At 60.1% G+C, this 12,079-nt stretch carries 11 protein-coding genes; 4 read left to right on the top strand and 7 right to left on the bottom strand.

Going from position 1 to position 12,079, the window contains the following annotated elements; all coding sequences use genetic code 11:
- Positions 1-28 precede the first annotated feature (28 nt).
- Both IH881_09545 and IH881_09540 read right to left on the bottom strand, forming a co-directional pair.
- On the bottom strand, positions 29-502 hold the full coding sequence (locus IH881_09545) for a hypothetical protein (protein ID MCH7867928.1): 474 nt from the start codon (positions 500-502) through the stop codon (positions 29-31).
- A gap of 13 nt (positions 503-515) precedes the next feature.
- Positions 516-911: a tetratricopeptide repeat protein gene (locus IH881_09540; protein MCH7867927.1), complete on the bottom strand. Its 396-nt coding sequence runs from the start codon at positions 909-911 to the stop codon at positions 516-518.
- Between the two features lie 344 nt (positions 912-1,255).
- Here IH881_09540 and IH881_09535 point away from each other — a divergent pair, with 344 nt between their 5' ends.
- Positions 1,256-2,647, top strand: coding sequence for an MATE family efflux transporter (locus IH881_09535; GenBank protein MCH7867926.1), 1,392 nt, complete (start codon positions 1,256-1,258; stop codon positions 2,645-2,647).
- Between the two features lie 159 nt (positions 2,648-2,806).
- Here IH881_09535 and IH881_09530 read toward each other — a convergent pair whose 3' ends face one another.
- On the bottom strand, positions 2,807-3,637 hold the full coding sequence (locus IH881_09530; GenBank protein MCH7867925.1) for an endonuclease/exonuclease/phosphatase family protein: 831 nt from the start codon (positions 3,635-3,637) through the stop codon (positions 2,807-2,809).
- 344 nt (positions 3,638-3,981) lie between these two features.
- Here IH881_09530 and IH881_09525 point away from each other — a divergent pair, with 344 nt between their 5' ends.
- From IH881_09525 to IH881_09515, 3 genes are read left to right on the top strand one after another with little or no spacing between them, the layout of a single operon-like run.
- Positions 3,982-5,364: an aminotransferase class III-fold pyridoxal phosphate-dependent enzyme gene (locus IH881_09525; GenBank protein ID MCH7867924.1), complete on the top strand. Its 1,383-nt coding sequence runs from the start codon at positions 3,982-3,984 to the stop codon at positions 5,362-5,364.
- Positions 5,358-6,383, top strand: coding sequence for an arginine N-succinyltransferase (locus IH881_09520; protein MCH7867923.1), 1,026 nt, complete (start codon positions 5,358-5,360; stop codon positions 6,381-6,383). The genes IH881_09525 and IH881_09520 overlap by 7 nt, the downstream gene beginning before the upstream one ends.
- Before the next feature lie 5 nt (positions 6,384-6,388).
- Complete coding sequence (locus tag IH881_09515; protein ID MCH7867922.1) at positions 6,389-7,810, top strand: aldehyde dehydrogenase family protein; 1,422 nt, start codon at positions 6,389-6,391, stop codon at positions 7,808-7,810.
- An 877-nt stretch (positions 7,811-8,687) separates the two neighbouring features.
- Here IH881_09515 and IH881_09510 read toward each other — a convergent pair.
- From IH881_09510 to IH881_09495, 4 genes are all read right to left on the bottom strand, one after another.
- Complete coding sequence (locus IH881_09510; protein MCH7867921.1) at positions 8,688-10,043, bottom strand: site-specific integrase; 1,356 nt, start codon at positions 10,041-10,043, stop codon at positions 8,688-8,690.
- Between the two features lie 33 nt (positions 10,044-10,076).
- On the bottom strand, positions 10,077-10,331 hold the full coding sequence (locus IH881_09505; protein MCH7867920.1) for a helix-turn-helix domain-containing protein: 255 nt from the start codon (positions 10,329-10,331) through the stop codon (positions 10,077-10,079).
- On the bottom strand, positions 10,328-11,731 hold the full coding sequence (locus IH881_09500; protein ID MCH7867919.1) for a DUF3631 domain-containing protein: 1,404 nt from the start codon (positions 11,729-11,731) through the stop codon (positions 10,328-10,330). Before IH881_09500 ends, IH881_09505 begins: the two co-directional genes overlap by 4 nt.
- 68 nt (positions 11,732-11,799) lie before the next feature.
- On the bottom strand, positions 11,800-12,015 hold the full coding sequence (locus IH881_09495) for a hypothetical protein (protein MCH7867918.1): 216 nt from the start codon (positions 12,013-12,015) through the stop codon (positions 11,800-11,802).
- Between the last annotated feature and the right edge of the window lie 64 nt (positions 12,016-12,079).

Below are 12,079 nucleotides of genomic sequence, written 5' to 3'. Positions count from 1 at the left end.
AGTTCGATGGGTCGCATGGGCTAGACCCTCAGGCGAGCTTTGCGAGAATATCTTCCGCGACTTCGGCGATGCTGTTGTCGAAGTCCTGGGACAGGACGCGGAGCTGACTCAGAACGCCCTTGCCGAGTTCGATTTCTTCCTGCTCGAGCAACATGAGCAGGGTCGAAAGCGCGTCAACGACAAGCTCGGCTTCGTTGCAATCCAAGAAAATTGAAAGCAGGGCGGTTTCTCGGGGCAGTCCCACTGCATCGCGAAAGGTCCGGCAAACTTCTGCGAGTTCGGGGGTGCCATGGGCGTCGCGCAAACGTTTGACGAGGGCATCCGCCTCGGCGCTGCGGCCGGTCGATGAGAAGAGCTTGTCGATTTCCTTGAGGTAGGTCTGGGTCGCCTGCTCGGTTCGCATCTGACTCGCCTCATTGCGAGGGCGTTCGCGGTCGCCTCTGCGCGAGCCGTCGCGCAACTGGTCGATCTCGGCCCAACTCCGCTTTCGTTCGTCGCTCATCTTGCGGCACTCCTCACGGCACTTGCTCAGATATCGTGTCTGTCTTCAGCCCCGTCTTCAACTGGCTCTGGGCTGAAGCTCGCTCGCTGGCCAGATTGTGGACCGCAGCAGAGTTCGAGCAATCGAGATCAACAGCCTTCTCAAATGCTGACAGGGCTTTCTCGTGCTGTCCAGTAGATGCAAACGCCAGGCCGAGATGGTTTTGGATCTCAGACGCTCTGGGCGCCAGCTGGCCTGCGCGATCAAGTCGCGAAATCGCGATTTCGTAGTCGCCCAGGTTCAGCGCGTCCGTCCCCTCGTTGTACAAGCGCGCGGCGCGAAAGCTCGCGCATCCCGCAAAATCAAGGGCCAGAAACGCGAGAATCAGCACCGCACTCAAATGCTTTCTCGCAGGATTTGCTCGGCTCATCGTCTTCACCTCAGCGCTCGACTGGAGCGAGTGTAGTCGATCTTTGCACAGAAACCCCCAAACCAGTTTGCACGACGCTCTAGCCCGTGGTAAAGGTCGGCTTCGTTCAGGAGGACTCCAATGATGCGCATTGACTCATTCCGCAGTCATCGTCATACGCGACAGACGCGATAGCGAGTTCCAGAAACGCGATTCCGATAGTCCGGGTTTCAGGAACAAGCCAGTCGCGAAGCACCGCGCCCTGTCTTTGCACCGCGCCTCGTCTTTGCACCGCGCCCCGTCTTTGCACCGCGCCCCGACCTCAATGATGACCAAAACGTCGTCGTCTCCTGGAGCCTTTCCCGATGAGCCACCCGTCCGAAACCCGATCCCGGCAATCGCCCGACCCGCGACCTGAATCCAGCGCCCCCTTGCGCGGTGGTACCGCCGAAGTGGTGAAACTCGCGCTTCCTGTGGTTCTGACTCACCTCTCGATTACCGCAATGCAAATCGTGGACAGCATCATGGTGGGCCAGCTGGGTTCACCACAGCTCGCCAGCGTAGGTTTCGGAGGAGTCTGGCTCTGGACGTTGACGTGCTTTTTTGTCGGCACCACGACCTGCGTCCAGACCTTTGTGTCTCAACACTACGGAGCGGGGAACAACCGCGCATGTGGAAGCTGGGCCTGGCAGGCGATCTACGTGCTGGGACCGATGACGTTGCTGCTCAGCACCGCCCTGTATTTTGGGGCCGGTCTGCTCGTCGGTTTCCTCGACCCGGATCCGTTGATCGCCCCCTACGCCATCGACTACATGCAGCCCCGCGCACTGGGGTGCCCAGGGTTGATCGCGGCAGTGGCGTTGAGTTCGTTCTTCCGCGGCGTCGGCGATACCCGTACCCCGCTCTATGCGAGCATCGTCGCCAACCTGTTGAACGCGGTGCTCGACTATGGATTGATTTTTGGCAAGTTGGGATTGCCCGAACTCGGTATCGCGGGTGCGGGAATCGCGACCTCGGTCGCCGAGTGGACCAACTTTTTTGCGCTCTTCTATTTCTTTCGGCGCGCTGCCGTCGCGCGGTCCTTTGCCACCCAGATGGTCGCGCCAATCAAGAGCGATATCCGGCGATTGATGCGCATGGGTCTCCCGGTAGGGGGACAGTGGTGGCTCGAGATGTCTTCGTATGCGCTGTTCCTCACCCTGGTCGCGCGCATGGGCGACGCCCCCATGGCGGCGAGCCAGGTGTTCGTTTCACTGCTGTCCATCTCTTTCATGCAGGCCTATGGCCTGGGCATCGCGGTTTCGACCTTGGTTGGTCGATACATTGGCGCCAAGGACCTGGCGGCGGCCGAGCGCAGTTTTTATTCGGGTGTGCGGTTGTGTCTCGCAATGGCCGGGGTCGTGGGTCTATTGCTGGTGTTTGCAGCCGAGCCACTGCTCAGACTCTATACCGACGACCCGCGGGTCCTCGAACTAGGGCGGCCCCTGATGTTGGTCGGTGCGATCTATCAAGTTTTCGACGCGCTCTCGATCATTGCCGACGGTGGACTCCGCGGCGCCGGCGACACGCGTTGGCCCATGGTGCTGCGCTTCCTGATCAGTTGGCTCATGTTTCTGCCAGCCGCCTACATTCTGGGAATCTATCTCGACGGCGGATTGACCTGGGCATGGATCGGCGGACTCGTCTCTACCGCCGTGCTCACCGCGGTGTTGATGGGTCGCTTTCGCGGAGGTCGCTGGAAGCTGATCGAGATTTAGCAGCCCGTTGAAAAACCCTTCGGTCGCCAGGCACGGCCCTTCACCCCGATCTCTGCGTTGCGAAACCGCGGCCGTAGCTACGGCTACGCCCACGATTCCGCGCCTTGATCTCGGGGCGAACGACCGCACCTGACTCGGTCAGGGTTCTTCAACAGGCTGCTAGCCGGAGAGTCGTATCCGGGCCACGATGGGTAGATGGTCCGAAGCGCGCCGGGAGGACGGTGTATTGTGCGAATACACTTCCTTGATTTCGGCGTTGATCGAGTAGATGCGGTCCAGCGCCAGAACCGGCCGCAGGGCGGGAAACGAAGCCGGCCACTGCTGGTTTTCATGCCGCGCAAATTCATTTTCGAGTCGTCGGGTGGCTTTGCATTTGCGCCAGGCATTCATGTCGCCGAGTAACACGGCGGGCCCCGAATTGAGTTCGGGGTGCTGCAACAACGATTGAACCTGGCGCGATCGCGTGCGATCGACCAGGGACAGATGGGTAGCGATTACCGAAAGACTGCGTTCCGAATTGCTAAACTGAGCGGCGAGCACCCCTCGTTTTTCGATTCGCGAATTTGAGATATCGAAAACGGAACAGGACTCGATCGGAAAGCGGGAAAGAATCGCATTGCCCTGCTCGCCGCGCTTGTGGACCCGCGTCGCCGCAAACACGAAGTACAGACCCAGTGCACTACACAGCGCGAGCAGGGGATCTTCTTTGTCGTACGGGCGCAGGACTTCCTGCAGGGCGATCACGTCGGCGTCGAGTTCGGAGATGACGAAACCCGCCCGAGCGGGGTCGATCGCCGCGCGGCCGTTGACCCCACACCAGCGATGAACGTTATAGGTCGCGATCTTCGTCTCTTCGCCGAGACTCACCGGCGCGTGCCCAGCCGGAGGCGGCACCACTGAAGGCGCGGGCAGCGCTGGGGCCTCGGCGGCGGCTCGGATGGCGCGACCGCTGGCCAAAACCCTGGCGAGCGGTCCCGGCCTTTCCTTCATTCGCTTGGCTTTTTTCTTCGCCCGCGATTTTTTGCGGCGCAGTGCCAATTCAATACCCCCAAATTCCCGGCCACCGTGCCTCAATTGACACCATTAGTCTGTAGGTCGACACATTTCTTATCGGAGATTACGCAGAGATCACAATGAGAATGCCGACTCTCGCCGCGAAGCGGTCCAGATCGACGACAAAGGACTGAGCCTCGGCTGATGCGGTTTCACTACGATATCGGCTAAGGGCGTAAATCTCCAGGGATAGGCAAGTGGGCGCCTAGGCTCTCGAAGAGCCGTGCGAATCTGATTTCCAGCAAAAGGGGGACGGCGAAAGCGCCGATAGGAAGGGCGCCATGGCGCGCAGAAAAAAACCTTCACCGATTGATTCGCTGGTGGGATCGGAACCGGTGCGCGAAGCCGCTCGCGCACTGATCGCAGCGGTGCAACATGAAGCCGCCGACCGATCCCTCGGTCCGAAAGCCTACGCCAAATCCATCCGCGAACTCGAACGGATGCGAGGGCGTCCGCTCATCTATCCGATCCTCACCTCCGGTGCGGGAAGAGGTGCAAGGGTGTGGCTGGCCGACGGCACCATGAAGCTCGATTTCATCGGCGGCATCGGGGTCTACGCGTTTGGCCACAACGACGCGGAACTCCTCGAAACGGCGGTCGTGGCCGCCGCAAATGATGCCGTCTTCCAGGGACATCTGATGCCCGGCCCGGAGGAACTGCGCTTGTCGCGAGCGTTGCTGCGACACTCGGGCCCGCGCCTCAAGCACGTCTGGCTTTCGTTGTCGGGGGCCGTGGCAAACGAAAACGCCCTCAAGATGATCTTTCAAAAACATGCCCCGGCCGAGAAGATCGTGGTCTTCGAAGGTGGATTTCACGGTCGCACGATGGCGACGGCCGAGATGACCGACCGCCCCGCCTTCCGCGAGGGCATCCCGTTGAAGGGCAACGTGCTCTACGTGCCGTTCTACGACCCCAGCGATCCCGATTCAACTGACAAAACCCTGGCCGCGCTCGAGGGGCATCTTCGCAGATACCCGGGACAAATTGCCGGCATGTGCTTCGAAATAATTCAGGGAGAGGGCGGGTTCAACACCGCACCGCGCGAATTTTTTGCCGACGTGATGGGTCTCTGCAAGGAAGCGAAGATTGCGGTGTGGGTCGATGAAGTGCAGACCTTTGTGAGGACCGGCGAACTGTTTGCGTTCCGCAAGCTCGAGTTGGATGACCTGGTCGACATCGCTACAGCGGGCAAGTTGTTGCAGGGCAGCGCCACGCTGTTCTGCAAAGAATACAACCCGCGACCAGGTCTCGTCGCCGGCACCTACGCGGGGAGCACCGTCGGCATGGCGGTGGGCGCACACATGATTGATCGCCTTGAAACTGAAGGCTATCTCGGGTCGGAAGGACGCATTGCGCTGCTTGGGGGGCGTATCCGGCGACGCTTCCAATCTCTTGCCAAGCGCATGCCCAAGACGATCGGCCCCTGTTCGGGCACGGGAGCCATGCAGGCGTTCGTTCCCTGGAACGGCGCACCCGAAGTCGTGAGTGCCGTTCTCAAGGCGGCGTTCGACGATGGCTTGATTCTCCTGGGGGCGGGTTCGAACCCGAGCAAGATTCGCATGTTGCCCGCGGTGAACACGACGGACGAAGAACTCGAAGCCGGTTTTGCAATCCTGGAGAAGGCCTTGGTCCAGGTGCGCGAAGAGCTAGGACTCCCGTGCTGATTCTACGGCCCATTGCGGCCGAGGATCTGGACGACCTGTTCGTCCTGGCCGAGCAACTCGATTCGATGAACCTTCCGCGCGATCGGGAGTTCCTGAAGCATCGCATTGCACACTCTGAGCATTCCTTCGCTCAGCACGGCAATTCCAACGATCCGCCAATCTACGTCTTTGTGATGAAAGACCAGGAGGCGGACAAGGTCATCGGGACTTCGATGATCATCTCCAAACACGGCGTTCCCGGCAGCCCGTACTACTGGTTCGAAGTGTCGACCGAGGAGCGGAGCAGTGTCGAACTGGGAAAACGCTTCGTCCATACAAAACTCCGGCTGCGTTCCACCGAAGATGGGCCGACCGAAATCGGCGGCTTGATCCTCGACCCGGCGTACCGCAACCACCCGCAGAAGTGCGGCAAAGCCCTTTCGATCGTGCGCTTCGCCTACATGTCGATGCACCCCGATCGATTCCAGCGAGAGATCACGGCGGAGATGCTCTCTCCGTTCAAGGAATCGGGCGGCAACCTCCTGTGGGACGCGTTCGGTCAACACTTCACCGGGCTCGATTACCGCGAAGCAGACCATCTCTCGGCCCGCAACAAACAATTCATCGCCGATCTGTTTCCGCGAGATCCCGTCTACGCAAATCTGTTTCCAAAGAACGTGCAGGAGACGATCGGTACGCCGAACGAGACCGCCAAAGCCGCGGTGCGAATCCTCGAGAAGATCGGCTTCCGCTACCTCAACCAGGTAGATCCCTTCGACGGGGGTCCTTACTACGGTGCGTCGCGAGACGCGATTACATCGGTACGCGAGCGACGCGAACTCGTGCTCCCGGGAGACTGCAGCGACGAACACGATCTAGCGGGGGCACCCCTGGCGCTGCTGTCGAGCGAAACGCAGCGGGGTTTCCGCGCAACCGTGGTCCCAATAGAAGAGTGGGGCACGCCTCTTGTTACCAAGGAATGCCGCGAAGCCCTCGGCGTAGCGGCTGGAGAACGGGTAACCGTCACACCGCTGCCATGAGTGAAATGCTGATCAGTACATCTCCGGCCGAACCGGAGCGCGAACTCGGACGCTTCCCGATCGCCGACGCGGCCAAAGTACGCGCAGCTGTAGACCGAGCCAAGCACGCGTTTCCCGATTGGCGGGATGCGGGGTTCGACAAGCGCGCCGCAGTCCTGCGCCGCTTTCGCGATATCGCGTCCGAGCGGGTCGACGAATTTGCGCGGCTCATCGCGCTGGAATCCGGCAAGGCACTCTGGGACGCCAACGGAGAAGCCAAGTTGATCGCCGCCAAAGTGGACACGAGTCTCGGCCTCGGCATGGAGCAGGTCTCCGTGCAGGATGTCGGTGGCGGCGCACGAGCAACCCATCACCCGCGCGGCGTGTTGGCAGTCTATGGACCGTTCAACTTCCCCGCGCATCTACCCAACGGACACATCGTTCCCGCACTTGCGACGGGCAACACCGTCGTATTCAAACCGAGCGATCTCACCCCGGCCACCGGCGCGTTCATGGCGCAGCTATGGGAAGACGCCGGGCTGCCGCGCGGTGTACTCGAAATTGTTCAAGGCGGTGCCGATACGGGTCGCGCTCTCGCCGAGGCCCCGGAAGTTGACGGCATTCTCTTTACCGGCTCCTATGCCGTGGGGCGTGAAATCGCGGAGGCGGTGCTCGACCAGCCGCACAAGATCCTGGCCCTGGAGATGGGAGGCAAGAACGCGATCGCGGTGCTCGACGATGCCGAACTCGACCTCGCAGTCGCGGAGACCGCGCTATCGATCTGCGTCAGCACGGGACAACGCTGCACCTGCGCGAGCCGGATCTTCGTAGCGCAATCGATCGCCGATGAATTTGCCGACAAGTTGATCGCAACCCTGCGAGAGATTCGAATCGGTCACCCGTTTGATGACGGTGTCTTCATGGGCCCGCTGATCTCCAAGGGGGCAGCCGCAAAAGTCGAACACTATCGAGAGTTCGCACTCACGGCCGGAGGCGAAAGAATCCTTCACGTCGATCCCGGGCTTCCCTCACCCTACGTGGGCCCCGGACTCATGCGTTTTCATAACGCAGACCAGGACCATCCCTACAAGCGCGAGGAAATTTTTGGACCCGAGGCGGCTCTCTATCCGATCAGCGACCTCGACGAAGCGATCGCGGCCATCAACGATTCAGATTACGGGTTGGCCGCAGCGGTCTTCACTCGAGAGCGACGTAGCTTCGACTACAGCGTGGGTCGCATTCGCACTGGAATCTTGAACTGGAACAAGGGGACCACCGGAGCGAGTGGCAAGCTACCCTTTGGCGGACTGGGGAAGAGCGGCAACGACCGGCCCGCCGGCATTACTGCTTCTATCTATACAACCTACACCCAGGCACATCTCGAGAGCGAAGGTGGATTCAGCCCGAACAGTTTGCCACCCGGCTTTCCCAGGCCCAAGGACGGGTAAAGGGCTAAGTAAAGGACGAGTAGGTGCAGATCGACAACGAACACCAGGACTGCGACTACCAGCGCACGGTCTTGATGGGCGACCCGTCCCACTTCAGCGTCCAGGGCGGCGCCAACCCCCACACCCGTACGCGCTGGGGTACGCTGCGCAAAGTAGATCGCGAGCGGGCGATCGAACAATGGCGCGGCCTCAAGCACACCCTCGAAGATCTCGACATCCGGGTCATCGTCGTACCGCCCGACCCGGAGCAACCGGGACTCGTCTATCCCGCAAACGCGGGATGCCAGAGTGATGTCGACCATCCCGACAGCGTCAAGTCAAAGGTCTTCACCCTTTCAAACCTGCTACCGACTCGCGCCGGAGAGAAGGCCCACTACCGCCGGGTGCTCGAAGCCGAAGGCTTCTTGATCTCCGAGATCGACGAGCAGTACCGCTTCGAGGGCGAAGCCGATTTCTTTCCAGCCGGCGACGTCTATCTCTTTACCCACGGTGCGCTCGAGATTCAGCGCTTCGTGCCGACTCTCGCCATCCCGCCCTGGAAACGGGTATACGGGTTTCGCACCGACGTTCGGGTGGAAACCCTGCTGGCGCCCAAGATTGCCCCGACCCCGATCATCAAGGTTGGTCTCGTGTTGGAAGCGCACTACCACGGCGACACCGCACTATGCGCCTTCGGGCCGAGCCGCCGCGAGTTGATGGTCTACCGCGACGCGATCGATGTCGACGACATGAAGCGACTCACAAAACACTTCAAAGATCACATCCTCGAACTGTCCAAAGAAGACGCCCAACACTACGCAGCAAATTCCTTCAGCTACGAACGCGAAGGAGACTGCTTCCTGGTCATGCCCATGGGCGTATCCGATCGATTGCAGGATCAGGTCCGCGATCGCGGCGTCACCCCCATCACCGTCGACGTGAGCGAATTTCTAAAGAAGGGCGGCGGCTCTGTTAAGTGCATGATCGGGGATCTGGGATTGATCGCGAAGGGGCGGGTGGTGAGATCTTCTGCAGTTTCGGGGGGTTGAGCGGGTTGGTCGTTGAGGTCATTGGCGGCCCTGAGAGTTGGAGCCGTCCCAGAGCCGTTTGAACCCATGATTGCGTCCGCATACCCGTGCGATTCACTCGGCATGAAGTGGCCGTAGGTGTCGAGCAAGACCTTCGCTGAGGCCCATCCACCCTGCTCCTGAATCCACTTTAGCGGCGTGCTCCGGGCCATGTGGAGGCTCGCCCAGGTGTGGCGCAGTGAATGGGGAGACAAACCCCGGTGAGGGCCGACGGTCGCTCGGACCAACTTCTTGAAGACTCGTTCGCGGAAGTTCGCTGCCCTGAGAAATCCACCATTCTCGGCTGGGAACACCAACAAGCCTTCTGGGATCGGAAACACGTTGGGTTGGAACCTCGCGAGTGTGTGCACTAGATCGTTCGAGAGTTCGACGATGCGCTCGCGACCCGTCTTGGTCGGACCGAGTTCGATATCGCTCGAAAAACTTCGCGCAATTCGGGCGGTCCCGCCTTCGAGATCTACGTCTTCCCAGCGAAGTGCCGACGCCTCGCCGATTCTCGCCCCCGTGTGGGCCAAGAACAGCAGCAAGGGATGGTGCTCGGTGAACTCTTCGGCGGCCAGGTTCAGAAGGTCGGTCAATTCCTCGGCGGTGAATACCTTGGTGCGCTCGATCTTGGTCACAGTCGAAGAAGCCCTCCGGCGCTTCCGTCCACGCTTCCAGGCTTCTACGGGGTTGGTCTCGATCAACTCCTGACCCTCTGCATAGCCCAGGATCATGCGCAGCACGTTGATCGCCATATCGATCGATTTCGGGCTCCTGGGTCTGCCCGAATCGATGCAGTGATCATAAAATCGCTGGATGTCGCTTCGCTTGAAAGTACGGAGATCGAAATCGTCGAAGAACGGAACGAGATGTTTCTCGATCTGGAGTCGGTAGGTGCGTGCAGTGCCGGCCGCAACATGGCCAGCGGAGCGACGCTCGAAGGGAAGGTCGATCTCCCGGGAGAGCCAAAGCTCAGCGAAGTCTTGGAACGTGATTTGATCCTGTTTCTCGGGAGGGTGGGATTGATAATTGCCCAGAACGAGCTTGGCGTTGATTTCCCTCGCGATCGTCTGCGCGTGAATTTTGTCCGCCTTCGTCGGGCCGAGCCGCTTGTCGCTCCGGCGGCCATGCGCATGGGTGCGGACCCACCAGGCATCGCGATACCAACGGACTTTCGCTGCCACGGCACTACCTCCAACTGAACCATACCGAAACCATCACGGTCTTCGGCGTTTCAGGCTTGAAAGAATTTCGTCAGCTGTCTTGGACTCGGCCACAGCGGTTTTCGCTCGTTCCGCAAGCCAGTCTTTGAGTTCAGTAATGGGAATCAGAACTACGCCGCCCAAGCGGAGATGCGGGAGTTCAGGGAGTAAATCACGCAGCTTCCGCTCGCTAATACCCAGCGCTTCTGCGGCCTCGCGTGGACGGAGAGCCACTCGAAGCGGTTCGATCGTTTGCTGAGTGCTTTTCACGTTCCGGCTCCAAGCTCCGACTCAACAGACGGCCCTGAAGCTGGTCCGTCCCTCCCGTCCACTGTGTCCAGTAGGCCCAGATCAGCGGACAAGCTGGACGGGTCGGACGGGTCCAAGAAGCTGTTCCGGCTCTCTCCATCCTTTGAACCTTCGAGATACCGCGACCACACCTCGGTGAATTGCCCAGGTTGATAGCCACGTCTTCGTGTGCTCCCATTCTGGATTCGCTCTGGCTGGATGCCGAAGCCTCGCAACATTCTTGCGACCCGATTTCCGTCGATTCCACGTCCCTGTCGAAGCGAATTCCAAGGTCGCTCCGACATACCATTGAGAAAACTGACTGCCTGCTCCGTAAACGCGAAATCTCGATCGTCAAAAATCTCCCGAAAGTCCTCTAACAGCATGATCTCCAAGTCATCGTCCACTATCTCCCCGAGTGCAGAGGCGGCCCGGCGCGCACGGTTTGGCCAATCGCCACCGGCAGCCTCTGCGATTGCGAACAGGGGGCGCCAATTATCTGCCAGCCGATTCTCGAATCCCTGCGGAAGTACGGGGCGCATTCCCCCTAGCGTCTCCATAATGTCGTCCGTCCATCGTGCACAGCGCCTCGCAACCTCGTGAATATCCGGGTAGGACTCAAGAAACGAAAACTCTCTGCACTGTTCCGAGGGACGCTTGCGGCGCAGTTCGACAACGATCGACCGATCGATGATCTGCGGCACTCTCGGCAATCCGATCTGCGCAATGGCCTTCGGGCACCACGAGGGATATTCACGTGGCCGGTTGTCCTCACCCTCGCAGAGACGAAATGGAACTCCGCGACGATGACCCGCGTTGAAGAACGTGACCAGCCGCATATCGCTACTCAGGTAGGTGTCCCCTTCATCGCACAAAATTGTGGGAATGCGCTCGGCACTCCGATAAAGCGCCGCAGCAGTCGTTGCCGCGCTCAAGAGTGGACGCGGGACCACACGAGCGATTACATCCAGCAACGTACTTTTCCCACAACCCTTGGTTGGGGCGGTTATCAGAAGAATCGGCGAGATTGCGAATGCCCCATGAGCGTGCGCATGGGCGATCCATAGCGCGACGGCATCGCATGACTCGGGATCAAGGACGATAAAGCGCCGGATGGCCTTCGACAGGCCGTCCAGCATGTCCGCCCCGTCCACAACCTCCGGCCACAGTTCGATTTCAGTCAGGGTCAGGCCACTTCGCGCCTTCCGGAGCGGCTTATGTTCCTCGGCGTAGATTCGATCGAGAGTCTTGAATGAAATTCTGTGACGACACGCGATGTCGCTGCGTTGCCGACCAAAGTCGAAATCGTTGAGTTCTCCGATTTCTGCGCGGAGGTCCGCTTCCTCGCTACTCATTCCGCCAATTTTGGTATCTTTCAACATGTTCAATCTCCAAGCGCCCGAATGGGTCGCTGGTGCCAGCCGGCGGCCCTTCGTTTTGTCGGTTCCGCTCATTTGCTCGTTCCGCTGTCGCCATCAGACGCACGATCGCCCGCTAAAACTGCTCTCACCGGGCTGCCGCACAGCCGAGCGAGATCCCGCCTGCGCTCAGCGGTCAGGAGTTCGCGGACCGAATCCACGAGCCCGGGGTCAGCACTGCGGGCGAGAAGGCGAATGCCTTCGGGCGAGAACGCAAAGAGCGCCACAGTGAATTCGTTCGATTCCATCCCAACTCTCCTTTCGACAAGGAAGGCATCGCTTCCTCTACCTGGTCATGTCGACGTGGAGAGC

The organism is Myxococcales bacterium (assembly GCA_022563535.1).
GTDB lineage: Bacteria > Myxococcota_A > UBA9160 > UBA9160 > UBA4427 > DUBZ01.
Note: the sequence above shows the minus strand (reverse complement) of the source record. Positions and strands in the feature narration are given on the sequence as shown.

Excerpts from the sequence above, each read along its gene's own strand:
- IH881_09545 (MCH7867928.1), bottom strand. The coding sequence starts at position 502 with ATGAGCGACGAACGAAAGCGGAGTTGGGCCGAGATCGACCAGTTGCGC.
- IH881_09540 (MCH7867927.1), bottom strand. The coding sequence starts at position 911 with ATGAGCCGAGCAAATCCTGCGAGAAAGCATTTGAGTGCGGTGCTGATT.
- IH881_09535 (MCH7867926.1), top strand. The coding sequence starts at position 1,256 with ATGAGCCACCCGTCCGAAACCCGATCCCGGCAATCGCCCGACCCGCGA.
- IH881_09530 (MCH7867925.1), bottom strand. The coding sequence starts at position 3,637 with ATGAAGGAAAGGCCGGGACCGCTCGCCAGGGTTTTGGCCAGCGGTCGC.
- IH881_09525 (MCH7867924.1), top strand. The coding sequence starts at position 3,982 with ATGGCGCGCAGAAAAAAACCTTCACCGATTGATTCGCTGGTGGGATCG.
- IH881_09515 (MCH7867922.1), top strand. The coding sequence starts at position 6,389 with ATGCTGATCAGTACATCTCCGGCCGAACCGGAGCGCGAACTCGGACGC.
- IH881_09500 (MCH7867919.1), bottom strand. The coding sequence starts at position 11,731 with ATGTTGAAAGATACCAAAATTGGCGGAATGAGTAGCGAGGAAGCGGAC.
- IH881_09495 (MCH7867918.1), bottom strand. The coding sequence starts at position 12,015 with ATGGAATCGAACGAATTCACTGTGGCGCTCTTTGCGTTCTCGCCCGAA.